This is a genomic window from Micromonospora sp. NPDC004551 (genome assembly GCF_040609975.1).
In the GTDB taxonomy this organism is placed as follows: Bacteria; Actinomycetota; Actinomycetes; order Mycobacteriales; family Micromonosporaceae; genus Micromonospora.
Map to the genome: position 1 here is coordinate 27391 of NZ_JBEXLM010000041.1, position 23899 is coordinate 51289.

At 75.1% G+C, this 23899-nt stretch carries 21 protein-coding genes; 10 read left to right on the forward strand and 11 right to left on the reverse strand.

Annotation, left to right across the window (positions count from 1 at the left end):
• Positions 1-29: 29 nt before the first annotated feature.
• A complete protein-coding gene (locus ABZW14_RS31075) occupies positions 30-629 on the forward strand; it encodes a DUF1349 domain-containing protein (RefSeq protein WP_355353669.1) in 600 nt (199 codons plus the stop codon).
• An 87-nt stretch (positions 630-716) separates the two neighbouring features.
• On the forward strand, positions 717-1379 hold the full coding sequence (locus ABZW14_RS31080; protein ID WP_355353672.1) for a DedA family protein: 663 nt from the start codon (positions 717-719) through the stop codon (positions 1377-1379).
• Between the two features lie 13 nt (positions 1380-1392).
• Here ABZW14_RS31080 and ABZW14_RS31085 read toward each other — a convergent pair whose 3' ends face one another.
• The 4 genes from ABZW14_RS31085 to ABZW14_RS31100 form a co-directional block, all read right to left on the reverse strand.
• Entirely contained in the window at positions 1393-2949 is a 1557-nt protein-coding gene (locus ABZW14_RS31085) for a cellulose binding domain-containing protein (protein WP_355353675.1), read from the reverse strand.
• Positions 2950-3082: 133 nt separating this feature from the next.
• Complete coding sequence (locus ABZW14_RS31090) at positions 3083-4507, reverse strand: carbohydrate-binding protein (RefSeq protein WP_355353678.1); 1425 nt, start codon at positions 4505-4507, stop codon at positions 3083-3085.
• A gap of 77 nt (positions 4508-4584) precedes the next feature.
• A complete protein-coding gene (locus ABZW14_RS31095; RefSeq protein ID WP_355353681.1) occupies positions 4585-5328 on the reverse strand; it encodes a membrane protein insertase YidC in 744 nt (247 codons plus the stop codon).
• 118 nt (positions 5329-5446) lie between these two features.
• Positions 5447-5716, reverse strand: a complete 270-nt coding sequence (locus ABZW14_RS31100; RefSeq protein ID WP_355353723.1) for a DUF6412 domain-containing protein — start codon at positions 5714-5716, stop codon at positions 5447-5449.
• Between the two features lie 312 nt (positions 5717-6028).
• Here ABZW14_RS31100 and ABZW14_RS31105 point away from each other — a divergent pair, with 312 nt between their 5' ends.
• The 3 genes from ABZW14_RS31105 to ABZW14_RS31115 all read left to right on the forward strand — a co-directional run bounded on the left by ABZW14_RS31105 (position 6029) and on the right by ABZW14_RS31115 (position 10104).
• Positions 6029-7180, forward strand: coding sequence for a glutamate--cysteine ligase (locus ABZW14_RS31105; protein ID WP_355353684.1), 1152 nt, complete (start codon positions 6029-6031; stop codon positions 7178-7180).
• A gap of 40 nt (positions 7181-7220) precedes the next feature.
• Positions 7221-8600, forward strand: a complete 1380-nt coding sequence (locus ABZW14_RS31110; RefSeq protein ID WP_355353687.1) for an FAD-dependent oxidoreductase — start codon at positions 7221-7223, stop codon at positions 8598-8600.
• 82 nt (positions 8601-8682) lie between these two features.
• Positions 8683-10104, forward strand: a complete 1422-nt coding sequence (locus tag ABZW14_RS31115) for a WGR domain-containing protein (RefSeq protein ID WP_355353690.1) — start codon at positions 8683-8685, stop codon at positions 10102-10104.
• Positions 10105-10147: 43 nt separating this feature from the next.
• Here ABZW14_RS31115 and ABZW14_RS31120 read toward each other — a convergent pair whose 3' ends face one another.
• The gene (locus ABZW14_RS31120; RefSeq protein ID WP_355353693.1) at positions 10148-11401 is read right to left on the reverse strand and encodes a hypothetical protein; all 1254 of its coding nucleotides are present in this window, start codon (positions 11399-11401) and stop codon (positions 10148-10150) included.
• A 2-nt stretch (positions 11402-11403) separates the two neighbouring features.
• Entirely contained in the window at positions 11404-11919 is a 516-nt protein-coding gene (locus ABZW14_RS31125; RefSeq protein WP_355353696.1) for a SigE family RNA polymerase sigma factor, read from the reverse strand.
• Positions 11920-12008: 89 nt separating this feature from the next.
• Between ABZW14_RS31125 and ABZW14_RS31130 the strand changes: the two genes are divergently transcribed.
• Positions 12009-12881, forward strand: coding sequence for an aminoglycoside phosphotransferase family protein (locus ABZW14_RS31130; RefSeq protein WP_355353699.1), 873 nt, complete (start codon positions 12009-12011; stop codon positions 12879-12881).
• Positions 12882-12969: 88 nt separating this feature from the next.
• On the opposite strand, the gene ABZW14_RS31135 is transcribed toward ABZW14_RS31130, so the two are convergent.
• Complete coding sequence (locus ABZW14_RS31135; RefSeq protein WP_355353702.1) at positions 12970-13563, reverse strand: NAD(P)H-dependent oxidoreductase; 594 nt, start codon at positions 13561-13563, stop codon at positions 12970-12972.
• 114 nt (positions 13564-13677) lie between these two features.
• Here ABZW14_RS31135 and ABZW14_RS31140 point away from each other — a divergent pair, with 114 nt between their 5' ends.
• Positions 13678-14517, forward strand: coding sequence for a helix-turn-helix domain-containing protein (locus ABZW14_RS31140; protein ID WP_355353705.1), 840 nt, complete (start codon positions 13678-13680; stop codon positions 14515-14517).
• A 9-nt stretch (positions 14518-14526) separates the two neighbouring features.
• Here the strand turns inward: ABZW14_RS31140 and ABZW14_RS31145 are convergent, their stop codons facing one another.
• The gene (locus ABZW14_RS31145) at positions 14527-15390 is read right to left on the reverse strand and encodes a DNA-formamidopyrimidine glycosylase family protein (protein WP_355353708.1); all 864 of its coding nucleotides are present in this window, start codon (positions 15388-15390) and stop codon (positions 14527-14529) included.
• Positions 15391-15527: 137 nt separating this feature from the next.
• Between ABZW14_RS31145 and ABZW14_RS31150 the strand changes: the two genes are divergently transcribed.
• From ABZW14_RS31150 to rocD, 3 genes are all read left to right on the forward strand, one after another.
• Positions 15528-16265: a DUF4190 domain-containing protein gene (locus tag ABZW14_RS31150; RefSeq protein WP_355353711.1), complete on the forward strand. Its 738-nt coding sequence runs from the start codon at positions 15528-15530 to the stop codon at positions 16263-16265.
• 311 nt (positions 16266-16576) lie between these two features.
• Positions 16577-17392, forward strand: coding sequence for a dimethylargininase (gene ddaH, locus ABZW14_RS31155; RefSeq protein WP_355353726.1), 816 nt, complete (start codon positions 16577-16579; stop codon positions 17390-17392).
• On the forward strand, positions 17392-18606 hold the full coding sequence (gene rocD, locus ABZW14_RS31160; RefSeq protein WP_355353729.1) for an ornithine--oxo-acid transaminase: 1215 nt from the start codon (positions 17392-17394) through the stop codon (positions 18604-18606). Before ddaH ends, rocD begins: the two co-directional genes overlap by 1 nt.
• Positions 18607-18666: 60 nt before the next feature.
• Here the strand turns inward: rocD and ABZW14_RS31165 are convergent, their stop codons facing one another.
• From ABZW14_RS31165 to ABZW14_RS31175, 3 genes are all read right to left on the reverse strand, one after another.
• Positions 18667-19815 carry an FHA domain-containing protein gene (locus ABZW14_RS31165; protein ID WP_355353714.1) on the reverse strand — a complete coding sequence of 383 codons (1149 nt, stop codon included), beginning with the start codon at positions 19813-19815 and terminating at the stop codon, positions 18667-18669.
• Between the two features lie 158 nt (positions 19816-19973).
• Positions 19974-21026 carry an acyl-CoA desaturase gene (locus ABZW14_RS31170; protein ID WP_355353717.1) on the reverse strand — a complete coding sequence of 351 codons (1053 nt, stop codon included), beginning with the start codon at positions 21024-21026 and terminating at the stop codon, positions 19974-19976.
• A gap of 121 nt (positions 21027-21147) precedes the next feature.
• On the reverse strand, positions 21148-23899 hold a 2752-nt coding region (locus ABZW14_RS31175), incomplete at its 5' end, for a hypothetical protein (RefSeq protein ID WP_355353720.1).

Consider the following 23899-nt stretch of genomic DNA (forward strand, 5'->3'; position numbering starts at 1 on the left):
CCGGCCCGTCCGGCCGGTACGGTGCCGGGATGAGCGCCGACAACCACGCCCTCGACTGGTCCGCCGGCACCTGGCTGAACCCGCCGGAGCGGGCCGACCCGGCCGGCGACGAGCTGCTGGTGGAGCCGCGCGGGGGCAGCGACTTCTGGCGGCGGACCAGCTACGGCTTCGTGCACGACGACGGCTCCGCGCTGCTCGCCCCGTTCCCCGTGGACAGTGCCGTGGAGGTGAGCTTCCGGCTGGACTATGCGGCCCAGTTCGACCAGGCCGGCGTGCTGGTCCGGGTGGACGAGCGGCGGTGGACCAAGGCCGGCGTGGAGGTCAGCGACGGGCAGCCGCAGGTCGGCGCGGTGGTCACCGACGAGCGGTCCGACTGGTCGGTGGCGCCGGTGCCGGAGTGGTCGGGGCGGGACGTCACGGTCCGGGTCAGCCGGGCCGGGGACGCGCTGACCGTCCGCGCGCGGGTGGCGGCCGAGCCGTGGCGGCTGGTCCGGGTCGCCCCGCTGGCTCCGGAGGCCGAGGCGGCGGCCGGGCCGTACTGCTGCTCGCCCAGCCGGGGCGGCCTGGTGGTCCGCTTCACCGGCTGGCGGCACGGCCCGGCGGACGCCGCGTTGCACCCCGAGGACTGAGCCCTCCGTGGGGCCGGTCACGGGCAGGTGTGACCGGCGGCGGCCGGGGTACCGGTTACGGATCCCCGGCACCGCGGAAGGATCCCCATGGCACTCGCCCAGAACGTCGACCCGCACCAGTTCACCGGGCTGACCGGCTGGGTGGCGAGCGTGATCGACTCGTTCGGCGCGGTGGGAGTGGCCCTGCTGGTCGCCCTGGAGAGCATCGTCCCGCCGATCCCGAGCGAGGTCGTGCTGGCCATGGCGGGTTACCTCGCCGCCGAGGGCCGGTTCAACGTGGTGCTGATCGTGCTGGCCGCGACGGTCGGCTCGCTGCTCGGCGCGCTGGTCCTCTACTGGCTCGGCGCGGCGCTCGGCGAGGAGCGGCTGAAGCGCTGGCTGGACCACATCCCGCTGGTGGACCGGGAGGACCTGGAGAAGGCCGACCGCTGGTTCGAACGGCACGGCCGATGGGCGGTGCTCATCGGCCGGGTGGTGCCGGTGGTGCGCAGCCTGGTCTCCGTGCCGGCCGGCGCGAACCGCATGCCGCTGGGCGAGTTCATCCTGCTCACCACACTGGGCAGCGGGGTGTGGAACGCGCTGATCGTCGGGGCCGGTTTCGCCCTCGGCTCGCGCTGGGAACAGGTCAACCAGTACAGCGACTGGTTCAACTACGCGATCTTCGCGGTCTTCGCCGTGATGATCGTCAGCTGGGTGGTCAAGAAGGTACGCCGGCGGCGCGCCCGGCAGTCGGTGACCGCCGGGCGCTGACCGCGGCGCGGGATCAGAATCCCGCGGTGATGGTGGTGAACTCCCAGGTGTTCTGGGCGATGCCGGAGCAGTTGGAGACCACCCCGCCGCCCGGGCAGGGCCGGTCCCGGTTGACCGACCAGAAGGTGAACCGGGCGAGCCCGCGGGCCTTGGCCCAGTCCCGGATCTGTGTCCAGGTCGCCGGAGAGGTCAGCTCCTGCTGGTCGGAGAGGCCGTTCATCCCGGAGAGGCCCATGTGGGCGTAGGCGGTGGCGTCGGACCAGCCGAAGGCCGTCTTGAGCGCGTTCTTCAGGCCCTCGGCGGCGTTGACCGTGCTCTGGTACATGTTCGCGCCGCCGCCGAAGTCGAACGGCATGATGGTGAAGACATCGATGTTGGCGCCCTTCGCGGCGGCCTGGTTGATCAGCCGGGTGCCGTAGTACGACGGCCCGGTGGTCGAGGTGCCGAAGGTGACGATCGTCTTGATCCCCGGGTTGTTCTGCTTGACGATCTTCAGGGCGTCCAGGATCCGGTCCTGCACCACCTCGTTCTCGAACTCGTCGCTGTTCTCGATGTCGATGTCGATCGCCTTGAGGTTGTAGGCGTTGATGACCTGCTGATAGGCACCGGCCAGCGCGCTGGCCGAGGAGCAGTTCGGGCCGAGCTTGTTGCCGCTCCAGCCGCCGAAGGACGGGATGACGTCGCCGCCGGCCGCCTTGATCGCGGCGATGGTGCTGGCGTGCGTGCCGCCGGTGAGCGGGCCGCTGCCGTCCCAGGCCGGGGTGCAGCCGCCGCCGGAGAGCACGAACGCGATGGTGAACCACTTGATCCCGGTCGCGCCCATCACCGTGGACGGCGCGGGCGGGTCACCCCAGCCCGGGTAGAGGTAGGGCGCGGCGGCCATCACGCCACCGCCGCCGGTGCAGCCCGTGGTGGTGGCGGACACCGCCGCCGACTTCGCCGACTCCCCACTGCTGTTGTACGCGGCCACCGTGTAGCTGTGCCCCGTGCAGGTGCCGAGCCCGGAGATCGTGGCCGAGGTGCCGGTGACGGTGGCCTTCACGGTGCCGCCCTCGTAGACGCGGTAGCCGGTGACCGTGCCGGAGACGGCGCTCCAGGCCAGCGAGATCGAGGTGTTGGTGGTGCCGGTGACCCGGAGGCCCCCCGGTGTGGCCGGGGCGCCCGGGCCGCCACCGCCGGTGCACGAGCCGCCGTTGACCGTGCAGTTGGTCGGGTTGCCGGTGCCGTTGACGTTGAAGCCGAAGGTCGTGCTGGCGCCCGGTGCGAGGGTGCCGTTCCAGGACTGGTTCACCGCGGTGACGTGCTGCCCGGAGGTGGTCAGCCGGGCGTCCCAGAACGAGCCCAGGGTGCTGCCGGCGGGCAGGTCGAACTGCACGTTCCACGAGGAGATGCCGGTCGAGGTGTTGTTGGTGACGGTGAACTTGCCCTCGTACCCGGTGTCCCAGGTGGTGGTGCGCACGAAGGCGGCGGTGGCGGCGGAGGCGGGCGGTGCGGCCAGCACGGTGCCCGCGACCAGGGCGGCGGCGAGCGCGGCGGCGAACGTCGCCACGCGGGTGGAGCGAAGTCTCACGGCGTCCTCCAGGGACCGTTGTGGTGGAGGGTGGGCATTTACGACCGTCGACGTGCGCTCATTATTAAGACTGTTAACTGTTTCTGTCCAGAGGCCGGCCGGGGATCTCCGCGGAGACCCCCGGCCCGGCCGCTCAGCGGCGGAAGGTGAACCAGTTGACGTTGACGAAGTCGGCCGGCTGGCCGCTGCTGAAGGTCAGGTAGACGGTGTGCCGGCCGGTGACCGCGCCGACGTTGCCGGGCACCGAGCGCCAGCTCTGCCAGCCGCCGGTGTCGGCCACCGCGAAGCTGCCGATCGGCGGGTTGGTGGGGCTGTCCACCCGGACCTGCACGAGCCCGCTCACCCCGGCCGGCGCCCCGGAGGCGACCCGGGCCACGAAGTCCCTCGGCGGCGTGGCGCCGAACTCCACGTTGTCGTAGCGGGCCCAGTCGCCGTTGGCCAGCCAGCCGATGTCCTGGCCGCCCTCGCTGCACGACTCCACCTGCACCCCGTTCTGGCCGGTGAACGCCTCGGCCTGGATGGTCGCGTACGCGTCCACCACCCCGCCGGGCGGCGGCGTGGTCGGGGTCGGCGACGGCGTGCCGCCGCCACCACGGGTATACGCGGCCACGTAGTCGACAAGCATGGGCCGACCGGAGACGGTCGACGCGGTGGGCGTGGCGGAGCCGGCCACCCCGTCCGGGAAGCCGCCGCCCATGGCCACGTTGAGCAGCATGAAGTAGCCGCCGTGGTTGGTCATCTGACCCCAGTACGGCTCGCCGACCTGGTTCTGGCTCACGGTGTGGAAGAGCTGGCCGTCGACGTACCAGCGCAGCTGCTGGGGGCTGACCGAGGCGTCCCACTCGAAGCGGTAGGTGTGGAACGCGGACTGGCAGGTGCTGCCCGGGCAGGCGCGGGAGGCGCCGATGCCGTTGAACTCGTTGCAGGGCCCGCCCGGGGCGACGCCGCAGTGCAGCACGCCCCAGACCGAGTTGATCCCGTTGACGTTCTCCATGATGTCGAACTCGCCGATGCCCGGCCAGTTCTGGTAGTTGCCCCGGTAGGGCGAGCCGAGCGCCCAGAAGGCCGGCCAGTAGCCGGCGGCCTGGGCGCCGGTCACGTTCGGCATCTGGATTCGGCCCTCCAGGGCCAGCACTCCCCCGGCGGGCGGCTTGAAGTTGGCGCGGACCGTCTCGATCCGGGCCGAGGTCCACCGGCCGGCGGCGTCCTTGATCGGGGTGATCCGCAGGTTGCCGGCCCCGTCGTGGGCGAGGTTCGCGGTGCTGGAGGTGTAGGTCTGGATCTCACCGGTGCCCCAGTTGCCCGGGCCGCCCGGGTAGCTGGTGCCGGTGTCGATGATCCAGTTGGCGGAGGAGGGCAGGGTGCCGGCCGCGCCGGTGAAGTCGTCGCTCCAGACCAGACTCCAGCCGGAGGGCGGCGGGGGCACGGCGGCGTGCGCGGTCATCGTGACCGTCGCGAGGGCGGTGGTGGTGGCGAGCACGGCGGCCGCCAGGGAGAGCCGCCGGCGGGACCGGCGCACGGCGGGGAGGGCGGCCGTGGCCGCCGGGACAGGGTTCATCGGGGTGCCTCTCTGCGGGGACGGGCAGGAGAGAGCGCTCTCTGAGTGCGATTTCTACGCGCCCGTCCCCACAGTTGTCAACGTACGTCGATGCCTTCCGGCTGCGGGCGGCGCAGCACCGCCTGCTCCAGCGCGGTCCACGCCGTCGTCGTGACCAGGTAGAGCACCGCGGCGAGCGGCACCACGAGCGCCACCAGCACCGTGGTGAAGGGCAGCAGCGGCACCAGCCGGCCCAGCACCGCGGCGCCCGGGCCCTCGGTGGGCGCGCCGGCGATGGTGCCGGTCGCCGTCGCCGCCCGGCGCGCCCGCCGGGACGACCACCAGGCCAGCACGAGCAGCACCGCCAGCAGCACCCCGAAGACCGCCGCCACCGGGCCGGTGAGCCCGTCGCCGAGATGCCAGCCCAGGGGTACGCCGGCGAGCGTCTCGTCGAGCAGTCGGGGGTGACCGTCACCGGTGGCGAAGAGGCGGTACATGACCAGGAAGAACGGCGCCTGCAGCAGGGCCGGCAGGCAGCCCGCGACCGGGCTGGCCCCGGCCCGCCGGTAGAGCGCGAACAGCTCGCTCTGGAGGCGGCCGGGATCGTCGGCGTACCGCCGCTGGAGGTCGCGGACCTCGGGGGCGAGCGCCGCGCGGCGCCGCTCCCCGCGGACCTGGGCCAGGCTGAGCGGCGAGATCAGCAGCCGGACCCCGACCGTGAACAGGACGATCGCGGCCGCCGTGGCGGCCCCACCGGTGAGCGGGGCGATCGTGTCGGCGAGCCAGGTGACGACAGTGGCGGCGGCGGACGCCGCGGCGTGCAGTGGTGCGAAGGCGAGCATGAGACCCCTCGGTCCGATTCCGGAGGCCCCGCGGGACGACGCGTCCCGGCGGGACGGATGGCGACGGAACCGGCCGCGCGGCGACGACCCCGCCGGAGGAGGAACCGGCGTGCGACGGCTACGCGGCCGAGGGGCGCAGCCCGGGCGCGCGGGGACGCGGCCGCCCCGGCGCGTCCGGGTCGACCTGGCGGGGCACCCGGCGGTGCCGGGCCCGGGCCCGCAGGGCGACGGCGAGCCGGCCGGCGGGCGGCGCGGGCAGTGCCCGGACCCGCAGCGCGAGCAGCGTGGCGAGCAGCAGCGCGGCGGCCACCGCCGCGCCGGCCAGGAGACCGGCCGGGCGGTCCGCGAGCAGGGTGAGGGCGTACGCCCACGTCCCCGTCACCAGCATCCCGAGCACACGCCGACTCTAGAACCCGCTGTCACGTCCCGGGACGTGATCGCTCGGGCGAGCGCCCCGGGGGCGCCGGTCGTCACCGTCCGCGACGTGGCGCCGAGGGGGGACGCCGGGGGTCGAGGCCCGCCGGCCGGCCGGTCGTCACGGGCGGAATTCCCGTCGGCGTCGGGCCGGATGACACCAACGGGGGACATGAACCGGCGCGTAGCCGACGACACGCCGCCCGCCGCGTTTCCCCCCGTCGACACGGTGGGTAACAGGGCATCGACCGGGCGGCACGGTGCCGCGGCCGGTACGGAGCGGACGGTGGTCTGGATGAGCGGGTCAGTGGCGGAGCGGGAACGGAGCGCCGCACCGGACGGCGGCACCGACCTGCTGACAGTCGGCGTGGAGGAGGAGTTCCTTCTCGTCGACCCGCACACCGGGGCCGCCGTGCCCGCCGTGGACCTGGTCATGGAGCAGGTGCCGGCCGAGCTGCGGGGCCAGGTGGAGCGGGAGTTCCAGACCAGCCAGATCGAGATCGGCAGCCCGCCGGGGCTGGAGCTCTCCTCGATCCGGCACTCGCTGGGCATGCTCCGCGCCGAGCTGGCCGCCGCCGCCGAGCGGGCCGGCGTCCGGCTGCTGGCCATCGGCACCGGCCCCGTGGACGGGCCGGTGCCGCCGGTGGTCGACAAGCCCCGCTTCGACCGGATGATCGAGCGGTTCCGGCTGCTGGTGCCGGGCCCCGGCAACAACGGCATGCACGTGCACGTCGGCGTCCCGGACGCCGAGACCGGGGTGCAGGTGCTCAACCACGTCCGGCCCTGGCTGCCGATCCTGCACGCGGTCACCGCCAACTCCCCCTTCGCCAGGGGCGAGGACACCGGCTACGCGAGCTGGCGCTCGGTCGAGTGGGAGCGCTGGCCCTCGGTGGCGCCCACCCCCTGGCTCGAGTCGCACGAGCACTACGAGCGGCTGATCCGCCAGCTCATCGCCAGCGGCGTGATGCTCGACGAGGGAATGCTCTACTGGTACGCCCGGCTCTCCGCCAAGTACCCCACCGTGGAGATCCGGATCGGCGACGTCTGCCCGACCGTGGACGACGCCGTGCTGGTCGCCGCCCTGGTCCGGGCCCTGGTGGCCAGCGCCAGGACGGAGATCGACGAGGGGCGGCCGGCCATCAACACCGACCACCACCTGCTGGTCGCGGCGCACTGGCGGGCGGCCCACGACGGGCTGGAGGGCGAGGGCGTCGACCTGACCGACGGCGAGCTGCGCCCGGCCTGGGAACTGCTGGACGGGCTGGTCGAGCGGGTCCGCCCGGAACTGGAGCGGCACGGCGACCTCGACCAGGTGACCGACCTGCTGGGCGGGCTGCGCCGGCACGGCAGCGGCGCGGCCCGGCAGCGGGCGGTGTTCGCGCGCACCGGCAACCTGGTCGACGTGGTCGCGGACGTGGCCCGGCAGACGCGCGGCTGAGCGCGCCCGCCGGCCCGGGCGCGCGTGACAGGATGGCGTCGTGGCGGAACGGATGGTCGTCGTCGGCGGGGACGCCGCCGGAATGTCGGCGGCGTCCCAGGCGCGGCGCCTCCGCGGCCGCGACGACCTGGAGATCGTCGCCTTCGAGCGGGGGCACTTCACCTCCTACTCGGCCTGCGGCATCCCCTACTGGATCAGCGGGCTGGTCCCCGACCGCGCCCAGCTCGTCGCCCGCGACCCGGCCACCTTCCGCGACCGGTTCGACATCGACGTCCGGCTGCGGCACGAGGTCACCGCCATCGACCTCGACCGCCGCGAGGTGATCGCCCGGGACCTGGAGGGCGGCGGCGAGGTCCGCACCGGCTTCGACACCCTCGTGTACGCCACCGGCGCGACCCCCATCCAGCCCCACTGGGCGCGCGGCGGCGTGGCCGGGGTGTTCGGCATGCAGACCCTCGACGACGGCGCCGCCCTGCTGGACTGGCTGGAACGCGCGCCCCGGCCCCGCCGCGCGGTGGTGGTCGGCGGCGGCTACATCGGGGTCGAGATGGCCGAGGCGCTGCTGCACCACGGGCTCTCGGTCGACCTGGTCGAGCAGGCCGACCAGCCGATGTCCACCGTGGACCCGGACATGGGCGAGCTGGTGGCCGAGGCGATGCGCGGCACCGGCATCGGCATCCGCACCGGCCTGACGGTCACCGGCCTCGACGAGCGGGACGGCCGGATCAGCGCGGTGGTCACCGGCGAGGGGCCGATCCCGGCCGACGTCGTGGTGCTGGGTCTCGGCGTACGCCCGAACACGGCGCTCGGCGAAGCCGCCGGCCTGCCGGTCGGCCCGTCCGGGGCGATCCGCGTCGACCGGCGGATGCGGGTGCCCGGGGTGCCCGGCGTCTACGCGGCCGGCGACTGCGTGGAGAGCCTGCACCGGGTCAGCGGCATGCCGGTGCACATCCCGCTCGGCACGCACGCCAACAAGCAGGGCCGGGTCGCCGGCATCAACATCGGCGGCGGCTACGCGACCTTCCCCGGTGTCATCGGCACGGCCGTGACCAAGGTCTGCGAGCTGGAGGTCGGGCGGACCGGCCTGCGCGAGCGGGACGCCGTCGCCGCCGGCTTCGAGTTCGTCACCGTGCTGGCCGAGTCGACCAACCGGGCCGGCTACTACCCGGGCGCCCGCCCGATGACCGTGAAGCTGATCGCCGAGCGACCCAGCGGCCGGCTGCTGGGCGCGCAGATCGTCGGCTGGTCCGAGGCGGCCAAACGGATCGACGCGCTGGCCGTGGCGCTGTGGAACAACATGACGGTGGACGAGATGACCGCGCTCGACCTGGGCTACGCGCCGCCGTACGCCCCGGTCTGGGATCCGGTGCTGATCGCCGCCCGCAAGGCCGTCGACGCCCTCGCCCACTCCGGCCGGTAGGCGAGCGCCCGATCCTGTCGGGGGGCCGGTTTACCTTGTGCGGGCTGTCGCCGGGTCCGGCGCATTCCCCTCGGAGGCTTTCATGTCGCAGGAGACGACCTATCTCGAACTGTCCGAAGTGGACGGTGGAGCGCACAAGTTCTACGAGGTCGTGGTCGACAACGCCACGCTGACCGTGCGCTACGGCCGGATCGGCGACCAGGGCCAGGTGAAGACCAGCGGCTTCCCGGACAACGCCCGCGCCCGGGCCGCCGCGGCCAGGAAGATCGGCGAGAAGGTCCGCAAGGGATACGCGCCGGCGGTGCCCGGCGTACGCCAGAAGCGCCCGGTCTCCCGCCGGCAGATCGTCAGCACCCGCTCCACCGCCCGCACCGCCCCGGTCCTCTGGCGCTTCGCCTCCGGCGCCCCCGCGTTCGGCATCTTCATCGACGGACAGACCTGCATGGTGGGCAACGAGCACGGGGTCATCACCACGCTCGACCACGACGCCCGGGTGCTCAACCAGGTCCGGCTCCCCGACGGGGTCAAGTGCATCGTCGCCGACGACGCCTGGATCTACGCGGGCTGCGACGACGGCAACGTCTACGACCTGTCCGGCAAGGTGCCCCGGGTGGCGTACGCGATCGCCCCCGACATCGACATCTACTGGCTGGACATCCACGACGGTGTGCTGGGCGTCTCCGACCGGGAGGGCGGCATCGCCGCGATCGACCACGAGGACGAGTTCCTCTGGCGCCGGCCGGGCCGGGGCCGCTCCGCCTGGATGGTGCGGTGCGACACCGACGCCCTCTACCACGGCCACTCGCAGGGGGTCACCGGCTACGACTGGCGGACCGGCCGGGAGCTGTGGCACACCCGCACCGGTGCGGTGCTCTTCGGCTGGCAGGAACGCGACGCCGTGTTCGCCGGCACCGGCACCCGCGAGGTGGTGCGGCTGCGCAAGGACGGGCGGGCCGAGCGCACCTACCGGTGCGACGCCGCGGTCTTCTCCTGCGCCACGGCCGAGGGCGGCCGCTACGTCTTCGCCGGCGACAGCGCCTCCTCGATCTACTGCTTCGACGAGGCCGGCAACCGGCTGTGGAAGCTCGGCACGGGCTGCGGCTCGGCCTACTCGATGCAGTACCACGACGAGCGGCTCTACGTGGTGACCACCGGCGGCTACCTGGCCTGCATCGACGCCAGCGAGCCGGCGATCCGCGCGGCGGAGGCGGGCAGCGTGCCCGAGGTGGTCGACGTGAAGGCACCGGCCCGGCTGCCCGAGCCGGCCGCCTGGACCAGCGTCGAGGTCACCACCGACGACCGGGCGGGTGTGGTGGTGCAGTGCGTGGAGCAGGGCGGCCGGATGCGCATCCACGTGCTCTCCGACGGCTTTCGGCGCGACTGGTCGGTGCAGTTCCCCAAGGGCATCCGGGAGCCGGGCGCGCGCTACCTGGTCACCGAGGTCCGGGAGGCCGGCCGGGGCGGCTTCTACCGGGCATACGGCGACATCCGCCGGCTGCGCTGAACGACTCCGGTCCGGGGGCGGTGCGGGACCGCCCCCGGACCGGTCACCGGCAGGTCCAGCGGACCGGCCGGACCTGATCGTCGGATTCGAGCTTCCCGCCGATCACCCGGCCGTCGTCGCTGAAACTGGTCACCCCGCCCTGCCGCTTGCCGCGCCAGCCGTCGGGCACGGGCAGTGTCACCGACCTCGTGTCGCTGATCACGCCGGGGACGTCGTCGGAGACCCAGCCGGCCAGCCAGCCCTGACCGTTGCCGGTCCCGGACCAGAGCACGCCCTTCAGCACGTCCGTCTGCCCGGTCCGCAGATTGATCCGCACCGGGTAGCTGGGGATGCCGTTCCGGGGCACCACCTCGGTGTCGCGTTCGGCGGTGCCGGTCACCCAGCCGCCGGCCAACGACAGGGGCAGGAACCGGTCCGCCTTCCCGCCGGGCAGTCGCGGCAACGGCAGCACCTCCGGGTGGGCGGCGCCCGGACGCCACACCACCGCGCGGGTGGGCTTGTCCGGGTGCCCGTCGGACATCGCGGCCAGGATGGTGCCGTCCTCGTCGATGCCGATGGCCGTGCCCTCCCACCGCGGACCGGGCAGTGGCAGGTCGACCGGCCGGCTCCGGTACGAGTCCCAGACCACCGGCCGTTGGATCCAGGGCTTCCCGGGAACCAGATTGCGGTAGCCGACGATCCGGCCGGCGTCGTTGACGGCCGTCGCGCCGCCGGACGTCACCACGGGCAGACCGATGACCTCGCCGTCGCGCACCGCCCACGCCCGCCACTCGTTGCCGGACGCCAACGACGAACCCACCGCCAGCCCGGCCCGGTTCACATCCGTCAACTCCTGCATCGAGCCCGGCAGCCGGACCTCCCGGACCTGGTCGCCCTCCCAGATCAGCAGGCCGAGATCCAGGAGACCCGGCCCTCGCGGGGCCCGGCGGCCGACCAGCCACCGGCCGTCCGGGTCACCGCCGGTGACCGCGGCCCGTTGATCGCCGGGCACGGGCAGCAGCGTGGCCGTGCACGCCCCCTGCCACGGGCCGGCCGGCCGCGGTTCCGGCGACGGCATCGACGGGCTGGGGCTCGCGGCCGGCGCGGGGGCCGCCCGCCCGTCCCCGCGCAGTGCCGCCGGCAGCGCGGCCACCGCCAGCACACCCAGTACGGCCGCCCCGGCCACCGCCACCCGGCGGTTGCGCCGCCGCCGGCGGGCCTCCCGCATCGCCCCCGGCAGGTCGATCCGGGGCGGGCCGCCGGGCTCGTCGTCCAGCCACCGCAGCCGGTCGGCGACGTGTTCGTCATCGGTCCTCATGCTCACCGCTCCTCTCCGGTCCGACCGGCCAGCTCGCGGTCTCCGAGCAGCCGGCGCATCGCCGCCAGGCCGTGCGAGGTCTGGCTCTTCACCGTGCCGGCCGAGCAGCCCAGCGTCCGGGCCACCTCCTCCACCGGCAGGTCGTGCAGGAAGCGCAGCACCAGCACCGCACGCTGGCGGGGCGGCACCTTGGCCAGGGCGTCGCGCAGCACGGTCTGCTCCTCGACGCCCCGGTCCTCGGTGGACCGCACGTCGGGTGGCCCGCCGAACAGGTGGACCCGCCACCAGCCGCGCCGCCGGATGTCCAGGAAGTGCCGCACCAGCACCGTGCGGACGTACGCGTCGAGCTGCTCGACCTCGGCGATCCGCGACCAGCGCAGGTAGAGCCGCGTGGCGGTCTCCTGCACCAGGTCGTCGGCCTGGTCGCGGTCGCCGCAGAGTCCGTACGCGAGCCGACGCAGCGCCGGCAGGCGCGCCGTGACGTACTCGACGTATTCCTGGTCCGATGCGTCCGGCATCCGGCCACCTCCCTAGGGGTTCGTTGTTCCAGACGGCACCGTGCCGGAAACGGTTGTACGTGATCGCCACCGGAATCCAGGATGGTCGGATGCGTCTGGAGATCCCCGAGGGGCTGCGCTGGACCGAGCGGTATCCGGCCGGCCGGACCTGGCTCGCCGGCCTGCCGGACCGGCTGGCCGAGTGCGTCGAGCGCTGGGAGCTGCGGGTCGGCCCACCGTTCGCGTACGCGTTCGCGTCGCTGGCCGTACCGGCGGAGCTGCCCGACGGCACCCCGGCGGTGCTCAAGCTCCAGTACCCGGACGACGACAGCGTCCACGAGGCCACCGCGCTGGCGCACTGGGCCGGCCGGGGCGCCATCCGGCTGCTGGCCCACGACGCCGAGCGTCGCGCGCTGCTGGTCGAGCGTTGCGTACCCGGCACACCGCTGCACGGGCTGCCCCAGGATGCCGCGCTCGACGTGGCGATCGGGCTGCTTCCCCGGCTCGGAGTGCCGGCCGGCCCGCCGTTCACCTCGCTCGCCGAGGAGGCGGCCGGCTGGGCCGAGCGGATGCCGGCCAAGTGGGAGCGGCTGAACCGGCCGTTCGAGCGGCGGCTGTTGGACGCGGCGCTCGGGCTGCTCGCCGGGCTGGTGCCCAGCCAGGGCGAGCAGGTGCTGGTCAACCAGGACCTGCACGCCGGCAACGTGCTGGCGGCCGGCCGTGAGCCGTGGCTGGCCATCGACCCGAAGCCACTGGTGGGCGAGCGGGAGTTCGCGGCGGTGCCACTGGTACGCGGACCGGAGCTGGGCAACACCCCCGGCGCGGTGCGGCACCGGCTCGACCGGCTCAGCGCCGGGCTGGGCCTGGACCGGGAGCGGGTGCGCGGCTGGGCGGTCGTGCACACGCTGGCCTGGAGCATGGGTGACGACGCGGTCTTCCCGCAGCAGGTCGAGACGGTCCGCTGGCTGCTCGACCTGGCGTGACCGGTCCCCGCGAGCCGTCCACGCCAGGTCCGCACGCCGCCCGGCGTGGCGTGACGGGTCCCCTCGGCCGGTCACGCCACATCGGCGGTCAGGCCGGGTACGGCGCCGCCTCCCGGGCCGTCCGCAGGGCCCCGGCCCACCAGTCGAGCTGGTCCAGCAGGGTCTTGGCGTACCCGGCCGCCGCCGGGTCGAGCGGCTGGCCGTCCTGCCAGGCGGTGAAGTAGTTCGGGAAGGCCAGCCCGTCCCGGATGGTCACCGCGTGCAGTTCGGTGAGCACGTTCTCCAGGTGCAGGACGGCATGCCGGCCGCCGGCCGCGCCGCCGTAGCTCACGAAGGCGACCGGCTTGGCCGTCCACTGGGTGAAGTGCCAGTCGATGGCCGCCTTCAGCGCGGCCGGATAGCTGTGGTTGTACTCCGGGGTGACCAGGATGAACGCGTCCGCGTCCGTCAGCCGGGCGGTGAGCGGCGCCATGCCCGCCGGGCGCGGGTAGGCGTCGCCCGCGAACTTCGGTGACTCCGCCGGCAGCGCCAGCGGGATCTCGACGTCGGCCAGGTCGACGACGTCGACGTCGAACCCGCCGTGCTCGCGTGCCCGTTCGGCGACCCAGGACGCGACGACCGGGCCGAACCGGCCCTCGCGGACGCTTCCGATGACAATGACCAACCTGCGCTTCTCGTTCATGCCGTCCACGGTCCGCCGCCGGAACGGCGGCAACCAGACCGGGCGCAGGCTGGCCCCCGCAGGGCCACGCTGGGCCGGCCGCGGCGGCCGGGAACCGGCCTAGACTCTCGACCCATGGGTACGCCACTGGGCGACTTCGTCCGCGCCAAGCGCGACAGCCTCCAACCGGAGTCCTTCGGCCTGCCGGACCGGGGCCGGCGCCGATCCCCCGGCCTGAGCCGCGCCGAGCTGGCCACCCGCTCGGGCATCAGCGTGGAATACCTGACCCGCATCGAGCAGGGCCGGGACCGCAACCCCTCGCACTCGGTGCTGCACGCCCTCGCGGACGGCCTGAGCCTCGACGCCGGGGAGCGCCACCACCTGCGCTACCTCGCGAAGATCACCGGTGGGGCCTGCCCCGGCCACCGGCTGCCGGCGCCGCCCAACCGCGAGGTCCGGCCCACCGTGCGGGAGACCCTCCGGCTGCTCGATCCCGGGGTCGCGTTCGTCACCAACCGGCTCGGCGACGTGCTCGCCCACACCGGCGGGTTCGAGCTGCTCATGAGCGCCACCGGGCTGCTCGACGCCGATCCGCCGAACCTGACCCGCTACGTCTTCACCGACCCCCGCGCGCGCACCGTGTTCCCCGAGTGGGACCAGGTGGCCGACGAGCAGGCCTTCGACCTGTGGCTCGGGCCGTCCGCCGAAGCCTCCGAGTGGTTCACGGTCCAGCTCGCGCCCGTCGCCGGTCCGGAGTTCACCCGGCGGCTCCGGCAGCATCTGCCGCCGCCCCAGGTCCCGCTCCGGCTCGGCCATCCCGTCGCGGGCGAGCTGCGCTGGCACCGGGAGAAGCTGGAACTACCGAGCACCGACGCCCAGGAACTGGTCGTCCTCCTGCCCGCCGACGAGGCGACCGCGCAGGCCGTCGAGGGGCTCCGGCACCGCCGGCACGGCACCCTTCGCGCCGTCGGCTGACCGCGCCGGTCAGCCGGCCTGGCAGGTGGCGCACCAGTAGAGGTTGCGGCCGGCCAGCGCGCCCCGGCTGACCTCGGTGCCGCACACGTGGCAGGGCACGCCGGGGCGGCGGTAGACGTAGACCTCGCCGCCGTGCCGGTCGACCCGGGGCGCCCGCCCCATCGCCTCCGGCAGGTGCACATCGCGCACGGTGTCGATCCGGCCCCGCTCGACGGCGACGGTCATCAGCGCGACCAGGTCGGCCCAGAGTTCCGCCCAGCCGGCCGGGGTCAGCTTCCGCCCGGGCAGCAGCGGGGGCAGCCCGGCCCGGAACAGCGCCTCGACCACGAAGATCAGGCCGGTGCCGGCCACCACGGTCTGGTCCAGCAGCAGCGCGGCCAGCGGCGTGGTGCTGCGCCGGATCCGGGCGTACGCCCGCTCGGGGTCGGCGTCGGCGCGCAACGGGTCGGGCCCGAGCCGGTCGCGCAGCGCGGCCACCTCGGGCGGGGTGAGCAGCTCGCAGGCGGTCGGCCCGCGCAGGTCCAGCCAGTGCCGGTCGTCCGACGACTCCAGCTCGGCGCGTCTGCCGCCGCGCCGCGACCTGGAGCCGTCGCTCGTGAGCCGCAGCCGGATCTGCCCGACCGGGGGCGGCGGTTCGCCCGGCCCGTCGGTGACCTTGCCGTAGAGCCCGAGGTGGACGTGCAGGGTCAGCTCGCCGGCGTAGTGGTGCAGCAGGTGCTTGCCGTACGCCTCGGTGCCGTCGAGGACGGTGCCGCTGAGCCGGGCCGCGCCATCGGCGAAGCGGCCCTGCGGGCTGGCGGCGTGCACCTTGTCGCCGGCGAACAGCTCGGCGTGGCGGGCCGCCAGGCGGTGGATGGTGTGTCCCTCTGGCACGACGGCAACGGTAGCCCGCCGCCCCGGACACCGCCGACCAGGAGCGGCACGGCGTCGACGGGTGTCGACGTGTCGCCAACGGGGTACGTCACGAGCATCACGCGCGGTCTCCGCGCCGGAGTTCAGGAGGTGTCGAAGTGAAGATTCTGTCCCGCCGGAACGGTCCGGCGCGAACTGACGACGTGAACAACGACGGGGTGGTCGACGAGCGCGACCGGGTCGACGAGCGGACCGACGGGCGACCGGTGGTCACCGACCGGGACGCGGACCGGACCACGTACCGCAGCGCCGCCACGGCGACCGACGGCGAGCGCGCCCGCGACGCCGCCTCGACCGCCGAGGGCGAGCGCGTCACCGACTCGGAGCGGCGCGCGGCCGACCGGGCCGCGGCGGCCCGTGCGGCCGCCGGCCGCCGGCCCGACCCGAGCACCCGGCTCGCCGGCCCCGAACCGGCCACCGAGCGCACCGTCGACCTGAACGGCGACGGCCGGCCGGACCGGCCGGTGGACCGGGACCCGGCCGTGGAGCGGGTGGAGCCGTTCACCACGAAGCGCCCCCGGGCCAGCCTGCTCGCCACCCTCGGCCTGATCGTCTCGGTGGTCGGCGCGCTGTTCGTGCTCTCCGGCACCCTGGCCGGCTACGGCATCGGCCTCGGCGCGGTCGGCGCGGTGCTCGCCGTGCTCGGCCTGGTCGCCACCCGGCGCCGGCACGTGGCCGGCAAGACCGACGCGCTGATCGGCATCGCCGTCGGGCTCGCCGCCGTGGTGCTCGGTGTCGTGGCGATGACCGGCCAGTTCGACTGGCCGACCACCGACGGCGAGTGGATCGGCCGGTTCCGGGAGTGGCTCGACTCACAGTTTGCGGAGCTCTTCTGACGGGCAGTTTCTCGCTCGCCGGCGCAGCGCCGGCACGCCCGATCAGCTCTGGTGGTTCACCAGCCGGGCACACCTCTTTCGGGGGCGGCGGTTCGCCGCCCCCGAAGTATGTCCGGGGTCGGCCGACGACGTTCCGGGTGGTGGACGCAACGATCGTCCGGTGAAGCGGAGCCAGACGCAACGATCCGTCGCCGAACGCAACTTCCGGCGGTGGATGTCGTCGGCCCGCGCCGCATACCGTTGGACCACGGCGCCAGCCCGTGGGCCGACGGTGGCCGGGCGCGCCCGACCCCTGGGAGCACGACATGACGATGGACGCGACCCGCCAGCGCTTCCTGATGTGCCGGCCGACGTACTTCGCCGTCGACTACGCGATCAACCCGTGGATGGACCCCACCGCCCCGGTCGACGCCGACCTGGCCATCCGGCAGTGGGAGCAGCTCCGCCAGACGTACGTCGACCTGGGCCACGAGGTCGAGCTCATCGACCCGGTCGCCGGCCTGCCGGACATGGTCTTCGCGGCCAACGGCGGCACCGTGATCGACGGCAAGGCCATGGCGGTGCAGTTCCGCGACCCGCAGCGCGCCGACGAGGCACCCGCGTACCGGGCCTGGTTCGAGGCCGCCGGCTTCGAGATGTACGACCCGAAGCATGTCAACGAGGGTGAGGGCGACGTCCTGCTGGCCGGCGACCACCTGCTCGCCGGCACCGGCTTCCGCACCGCGCATGCCTCGCACGCGCAGCTCCAGGAGGTCTTCGGCTACCCGGTGATCACCATGCAGCTCGTGGACCCGCGCTTCTACCACCTGGACACCGCGCTCACCGTGCTCGACGAGCGGACTGTGGCGTACTTGCCGGAGGCGTTCTCCCCGGGCAGCCGGGCGGTGCTGCGCCGGCTCTTCCCGGACGCGGTCCACGCCACCATGGCCGACGCCGAGGTGCTGGGGCTGAACGCGGTCAGCGACGGCCGGCACGTGGTGCTGCCGGCGCAGGCCACCGACCTGGCCGCGAAGCTGCGCGACCGGGGCTACGAGACCATCGGTATCGACCTGTCCGAGCTGCGCAAGGCCGGCGGCGGACCGAAGTGCTGCACATTGCGACTCCGTCAGGGAAAGGCAGTCAAGTGATCATCGACGACATGCTGCGGACGCCCTCCGCGGTACGGGACGCGGAGCGTCACACGGCGCACAACTACCACCCGCTGCCCGTGGTGATCTCGTCGGCCGAGGGCGCCTGGCTGACCGACGTGGACGGCCGGCGCTACCTGGACTGCCTGGCCGGCTACTCGGCGCTGAACTTCGGCCACCGGCACCCGAAGCTGATCGAGGCCGCGCACGCGCAGCTCGACCGGCTCACGCTGACCAGCCGCGCGTTCATCCACGACCAGTTCGCCGACTTCTGCCGCGAGCTGGCCGCGCTCTGCGGCAAGGACCTGGTGCTGCCCATGAACACCGGCGCCGAGGCGGTGGAGACCGGCATCAAGGTCGCCCGCAAGTGGGGCTACCAGGTCAAGGGCGTGACCCCGGGCCAGGCCAACATCGTGGTCGCCGAGGGCAACTTCCACGGCCGGACCACCACCATCGTCAGCTTCTCGACGGACGAGGACGCCCGCGCCGACTTCGGGCCGTACACGCCGGGCTTCACGGTGGTCCCCTACGGCGACCTGGCCGCGCTGACCGCCGCGATCGACGAGAACACGGTGGCCGTGCTGCTGGAGCCGATCCAGGGCGAGCAGGGCGTCGTGGTGCCGCCGGAGGGCTACCTGCCGGGCGTCCGCGAGGTCTGCACCGAGCGGAACGTGCTCTTCATCGCCGACGAGATCCAGTCGGGCCTGGGCCGCACCGGCGCCACCTTCGCCTGCGAGCAGGAGGGCGTCGTCCCGGACATGTACCTGCTGGGCAAGGCGCTCGGCGGCGGCATCGTGCCGGTCTCGGCGGTGGCCGCGAACGCCGACGTGCTCGGGGTGCTCAAGCCGGGCCAGCACGGCTCGACCTTCGGCGGCAACCCGCTGGCCTGCGCGGTCGCCACCGAGGTGGTCCGGCTCCTGGCCGCCGGCGAGTTCCAGCGCCGCTCGGCCGAGCTGGGCGAGCGGCTGCACGCCGGCCTGCGCGGCCTGATCGGCAAGGGCCTGGTCGCGGTCCGGGGCCGGGGCCTCTGGGCCGGTCTCGACATCGACCCCGCGCTGATGACCGGCCGGGAGGCCTGCGAGCGGCTGATGGAGCGGGGCGTCCTGGCCAAGGACACCCACGGCTCGACCATCCGCCTCGCCCCGCCGCTGGTGATCACCGAGGAGGAGATCGACCACGCGGTGGCGCAGCTCGCCGCCGTGCTGGCCGGCTGATCCGCGTACCTGGGAAAGGGCGCCGGGACCGCGACGGTCCCGGCGCCCTTTCGCGTCGCCTCAGGGGCGCGGCAGCCGCATCGCCATGGTCGGCGCCTCGGCCATCACCGAGGTCGGGCTGAACTTCGCGTCGCTGGTCACCTCGTCGGCGCGGCCGATCTGCACGCCCGGGTAGAGCTCGATGAGGTCGCCCTCGCCCAGCACCCGGGACTGCTGCGGGGCCAGCGCGATCCGGTCCGGCTCGGCCATCGAGCCGCCCGGCCGCACACCCGAGCCGTTGGTGCTGGTGTCCGTCACGATCACCTCACCCACCCGCAGCTCGAAACGGACGTGGCTGCGGCTGATCCAGCGCCGCGCCTCGTCGTTGAGCCACTGCCCGAGCACGATCCCGCCGGTGGCGTCGGGAGCCCGCCCGACCAGCACCGGCTGGGTCTCGGTGAGCGCGAACCGCTGCCGGACCATCCCGCCGATGCGCACCGCCAGCACGGCCGTACGCGGCCGCGGGCCGGCGTCGCCGAGCCGGGCGCCGTGCCGGGGGCAGGTCGGCACCCCGTTGCGCAGCGTGGGTGGCGGCTGCCCGGCCGGGGCGCGGTCCACCCGGGCCAGGTCGGCGAAGGCGCCGCCGCCCCCGCCGCCGCCGAACAGCGCGCAACCCGGCTCGGGGCAGCGCCACTGCCGGGCCAGCAGCTTCGCGCCGACCGGCGAGCGGCTGCCGGTGGCCGGGGTCTGCCCGCCGCCGACGTGCGCGATGAAGACCGGGCCGCCCGCGCCGGGCACCGGGGCGAGCACCCGCCCGGCCTGGCCGAGCCACGGCCAGCGGCCGCCCAGCCCGTCGAACCGGGCCCGGCTGAGAACCGGCAGGCCGAGCAGGTCGGCCACCTCCAGCATCCGGTCGCCGGGATGGTCGAGCACCTCGACCAGGCCGTCGTCGGCCCAGCGCCGGACCACCATCCGCTCGTTGGAGGTCAGGTCCGCGTCGGAGAGCAGGGCCCGGTGCACGATCGCGTAGACCGGGACGCTGTCCTCCTCGATCTGCCGGGAGAGCGCGTCGATCACCATGCCGAGCCGCAGCAGGCTGGCCGGCCGCCCGCCGTCCAGGTCCTGCCAGCGGATCACCTCGGCCAGGTCGACCACCGCCCGGGCCAGCGAGGGATCGGTGGAAACCCGACCCTCGATGGCGTCCAGCACCTTGCTGATCTCGAATCTCATGCCGCGCTCCGGACGGTGTCGTCGGTCCGCCGAGCCGGGGCCGGCCGCCCCGCCTCGCCTCGCACCGCCGTCGCGGTGAGCAGGTCTGCCATGCGACGACCCTACCGGCCCGGCCCGCCGGCGCCTCTCGACGCACGCCGGAAATCGACGTTTGTCGCTCAGCCTCGCCGCAGCGGACGGCCCACCTCGTGCAGGTGCGCCAGCGCCTGCCGGTACGACTCGAACAGCCCGGTCTCCGTGTACGGGATGCCCTGCTCGGCGCAGTAGGCGCGGACGATCGGCCGGGCGCGCCGCAGGTTGGCCCGGGGCATGTTCGGGAAGAGGTGGTGCTCGATCTGGTAGTTGAGCGCCCCCAGCGCGACGTCGACGAACCGCCCGCCGCGGACGTTGCGCGAGGTGAGCACCTGCTTACGCAGGTAGTCGAGGTCGTCCTCGGCGGTGGGCATCGGCATGCCCTTGTGGTTCGGGGCGAACGCGCAGCCCATGTAGAGCCCCCACAGCCCCTGGTGAACGGCCGCGAAGAGCAGCGCCCGGCCGGGCGACATCACCGCGAACAGCAGGCCGAGGTAGCCGGCGGTGTGCGCGAGGAGCAGCAGCCCCTCAACGGCGCGGTGCCGCACCGGGGTGCTCCACCGGCCGTCCGGCTCCCGGCCGATCAGCGCCCGCACGCTGGCCACGTGCAGCGCCAGACCCTCCAGCAGCAGCAGCGGGAAGAACAGCCACGCCTGCCGCCGCGCCATCCACCGGCTCAGGCCCCGGGTCGCCGTCACCTGCTCGTACGTCCAGACCAGCGCGCCCGCCCCGACATCCGGGTCCTCGTCGGCGTGGTTCGGGTTGGCGTGGTGCCGGTTGTGCTTGTCCACCCACCAGCCGTAGCTCAGCCCGACCGCGAGGTTCCCGGCGACCAGGCCGGCGACCTCGCTGGGGCCGCGCCGGCGGAACATCTGCCGGTGGCCCGCGTCGTGCCCCAGGAACGCCACCTGGGTGGTGGCCACCGCCATGAGCACCGCCATCGGCACCTGCCACCAGGAGTCGCCGACTGCCACCACCGCGGCCCAGCCGGCCACGAAGGCGCCCAGGGTCAGCGCGATCCGGGCCGCGTACCGGCCGGGACGCCGGTCGAACAGGCCCTCGGCGGCGACCCGGCGGGACAGCCGGGCGTAGTCGCTGCCCCGCCGTGCCGCCGGTGCCGTCAACGTCGATGAGGTCATCCGCTCCCCCGCTCCTCGGTTGATGCGCCACGCCAACGGCGCGACTCTGCGTAACCAATTCTGCGGAAGTTGACTGCGCTGGGTAATCCTGGACACCCCCCAGCCCGGGGTGGTGCTAGCCCTACCTCATCCCGCCCACCGCGGCCCGGAGCCGGGCCAGGTCCCGCCGGCGCCGCTCGTAGGTGGCCGCGAGGGCGATCAGCGCCAGCCCGCCGAGGCCCAGGAAGATCCAGCGGGGCAGCAGGTCCCAGCCCCGGGCCAGCTCGTGCAGGGCCAGCGGCACCAGGGTCGCCGCGCCCAGCAGGACCGGCGCCTGCCAGCGCCGGACCGCGCCGCCGAGCACCGCGCCGAGCGCCACCAGGCCGAGGACCAGCCGGCGGGCCGGCTGCGGGTCCGGCGCGACCAGCACCGACACCAGGCTGGGCAGCAGCGCCGCGCCGAGCCCCGGGCCGAGCGCCAGCCAGCTGTTCAGTCCCGGCCGGGACCGCAGGGCCAGCAGGCCCGCGCCGACGGCGAGCGCGGCCGCCGGCAGCGAGTACGCCTCCAGCACCGCCACCCCACCGGCGGCCAGGAGCAGCCAGCCACCGAGCAGTTCGCTGCCCCCGGCGACCGCCGCGAACCCCCACCGCCCGGCCGGCGTCTCGCCCCGGCGCAGCACCCGGACGGCCACGGCCAGGCCCCACAGCACGCAGACCGCCGCCGCGTGCCGGAGCGCGCCACCGGTGAGCAGCAACGCCAGCAGGGCCACGGCCTGCGCCGCCGCCTCCACCGCCACGGCCGGGGTCCGGGTGCGCAGCGCGGGCGCCGCGTGCAGGGTCACCGCCGCGACGGCCAGCACCGCGAACCCGGCGGTACGCAGCGGCAGCCCGCCGGCCAGCGCCGCGGTGACCGCGAAGCCGGTGGCCGCCGCCACGGCGCCCAGCCAGCCGGCGAGCCGGGCCTGGGCGGGCCGTCCGGCCGCCCCGGTCACGGCGGACGCGACGACCAGCACCCCCAGTGCGGCGAGGGTCCCGGCCCGGGTGGCGACGAGGCCGCCCGACCCGGTAGCGGTGAGGGCGAACCCGAGCGGCAGCAGGACCAGCGGCGTCACCGGGCGCGGTCCGGCCAGCGCGGCCAGCAGAAGCGCGGCCACCCCGGTCCCGAAGACCAGCGCGGGCACCACCGGCCAGAACGCGCCGGCCGCCGCCAGCAGCACCGGCAGGGCCACCGCGGCGAACGGCAGCGCGGCCAGCGCGGGCAGCCAGCGGCGACGGTCCGCGCCCGGCACGTCCGATCCCGTGGCGCCCGGGGCGGTCACGATCCGGGCGTACGCCGCCGCGACCGCGCCGAGCAGCGCCAGCACCAGCCCGGCGCGGGCCGCCTCCGGCGCGGGCTCGGCGGCGGGCACTCCGGACCAGGGCCGGACCGGCAGGTCCAGCAGCACCGCCAGCGCGACGGGAGCGGCGGCGAGCAGCGCCAGGCCGCCCAGCGCGGCGCCGACCGCCCGCGGGGCGGGACCGGGCCGGGCACCGCCCCCGGCGACCAGCGCCAGCACCGCCCCGGCGGCGGCGTAGAGCGCCACCGGCTCCCCGCCCGGCGCGACGAGCGGCGCCAGGCCGGCCCCCGCGAGCGCCGCGGCGAGGCCGGTCGAGGCGTACCCGTGCAGGTCGGGCCAGTGGCGACGGACGGCGAGCACGGCGACCACCGGCACCACGACGGCCGCGGTGGCCCCACGGAGCTGCCACCAGGGCGGCGCGCCGAGGCCGAAGAGCGCGACGGCCACCCCCGCCGGAACGGCGAGCAGCGCCACGGCCAGCGCCACCCCGCCGACGGCCGGCTGCGCGCCCCGGCCCCGCCGGCCCAGCGCCGCGACGACCGGGCCGAGCACGGCCAGGACGGCGAGGACGGCACCCGCGCCGGCCGGTGCGGCGCAGCCCACCAGGAGGGCGTGCCCGAGCAGGACGGCCGCCGTGAGCGCGGTGACCACCACGGTCGGGCACCGCCGGGTCGGGCGGGCCACCACTGCCAGCAGCAGCACGGTGGCCGCCGCCAGGTCGGCGACCAGCACCAGCGGCCACGCGGGGGCCGCCACGGCCGGCGCCGCCAGCACGGCGAGCGCGCCAGCGACCACCCCGACCAGCGGCCGGGCGACCCGGGGCACCAGCAGGGCGACCGCCCCGGCGGTGCACAGCACGGCCACCGGGAGCTGCCAGCCCCAGGACGGGAGCGCGGCGGCCCGCCCGCCCTGCCAGGCCGGGAACGCGGCGGCCGCGGTGGCCGCGGCGACCAGTCCGGTGAGGACGGTCGCGACCTGGCCCAGGCCGGCCGCCACCACGAGGGCGCCCAGTCGCGGGCCGGTCCGAATCCCGGCGGGCAGCGCCCGGACCGCGCCGGCCAGCGCGACCACCACCAGGCCCGCAGCCAGCAGCAACAGCCCGGGACGCAGCGCGGCGACCGGCCGGACCAGCGCGGCGGCCAGCACCGGCACCAGCAGCCCGGCGGTGACCAGCCGGTAGGTCCGGCCGCCCGCCGCCAGCGCACCGGCGACCAGGGCGAGCGCCATCACCAGCAGCGGACCGCCGGCCAGCAGCGGGGTGCCGGCCGCCCGCCCGATCGCCAGCGGCACCAGCGCGCAGCCGGCCGCCAGGGCCAGCGCGACACCGTGCCCCGCCCAGCCGAGCACCCACCCCGCGAGCAGCGCGGACGGCACCCCGGGCCGGCCCGGGGCGGACGGCGGCGCGGCGACCGGCCCCCCGCCGGCCGCCGCGCCCCCGATCCGCGCCCCCGGACCGGGCTGTACCGGCCCCCCGCCGGCCAGCCCGGCCCCCGCGCCCGCAACCGGACCGGCGCCGACACCCGACGGCCCGGCCAGCCCGGCCCCCGCGCCCGCAACC

Excerpts from the sequence above, each read along its gene's own strand:
- ABZW14_RS31075 (WP_355353669.1), top strand. The coding sequence starts at position 30 with ATGAGCGCCGACAACCACGCCCTCGACTGGTCCGCCGGCACCTGGCTG.
- ABZW14_RS31080 (WP_355353672.1), top strand. The coding sequence starts at position 717 with ATGGCACTCGCCCAGAACGTCGACCCGCACCAGTTCACCGGGCTGACC.
- ABZW14_RS31090 (WP_355353678.1), bottom strand. The coding sequence starts at position 4,507 with ATGAACCCTGTCCCGGCGGCCACGGCCGCCCTCCCCGCCGTGCGCCGG.
- ABZW14_RS31095 (WP_355353681.1), bottom strand. The coding sequence starts at position 5,328 with ATGCTCGCCTTCGCACCACTGCACGCCGCGGCGTCCGCCGCCGCCACT.
- ABZW14_RS31100 (WP_355353723.1), bottom strand. The coding sequence starts at position 5,716 with ATGCTGGTGACGGGGACGTGGGCGTACGCCCTCACCCTGCTCGCGGAC.
- ABZW14_RS31115 (WP_355353690.1), top strand. The coding sequence starts at position 8,683 with ATGTCGCAGGAGACGACCTATCTCGAACTGTCCGAAGTGGACGGTGGA.
- ABZW14_RS31120 (WP_355353693.1), bottom strand. The coding sequence starts at position 11,401 with ATGAGGACCGATGACGAACACGTCGCCGACCGGCTGCGGTGGCTGGAC.
- ABZW14_RS31125 (WP_355353696.1), bottom strand. The coding sequence starts at position 11,919 with ATGCCGGACGCATCGGACCAGGAATACGTCGAGTACGTCACGGCGCGC.
- ABZW14_RS31130 (WP_355353699.1), top strand. The coding sequence starts at position 12,009 with ATGCGTCTGGAGATCCCCGAGGGGCTGCGCTGGACCGAGCGGTATCCG.
- ABZW14_RS31135 (WP_355353702.1), bottom strand. The coding sequence starts at position 13,563 with ATGAACGAGAAGCGCAGGTTGGTCATTGTCATCGGAAGCGTCCGCGAG.
- ABZW14_RS31140 (WP_355353705.1), top strand. The coding sequence starts at position 13,678 with ATGGGTACGCCACTGGGCGACTTCGTCCGCGCCAAGCGCGACAGCCTC.
- ddaH (WP_355353726.1), top strand. The coding sequence starts at position 16,577 with ATGGACGCGACCCGCCAGCGCTTCCTGATGTGCCGGCCGACGTACTTC.
- ABZW14_RS31165 (WP_355353714.1), bottom strand. The coding sequence starts at position 19,815 with ATGAGATTCGAGATCAGCAAGGTGCTGGACGCCATCGAGGGTCGGGTT.
- ABZW14_RS31170 (WP_355353717.1), bottom strand. The coding sequence starts at position 21,026 with ATGACCTCATCGACGTTGACGGCACCGGCGGCACGGCGGGGCAGCGAC.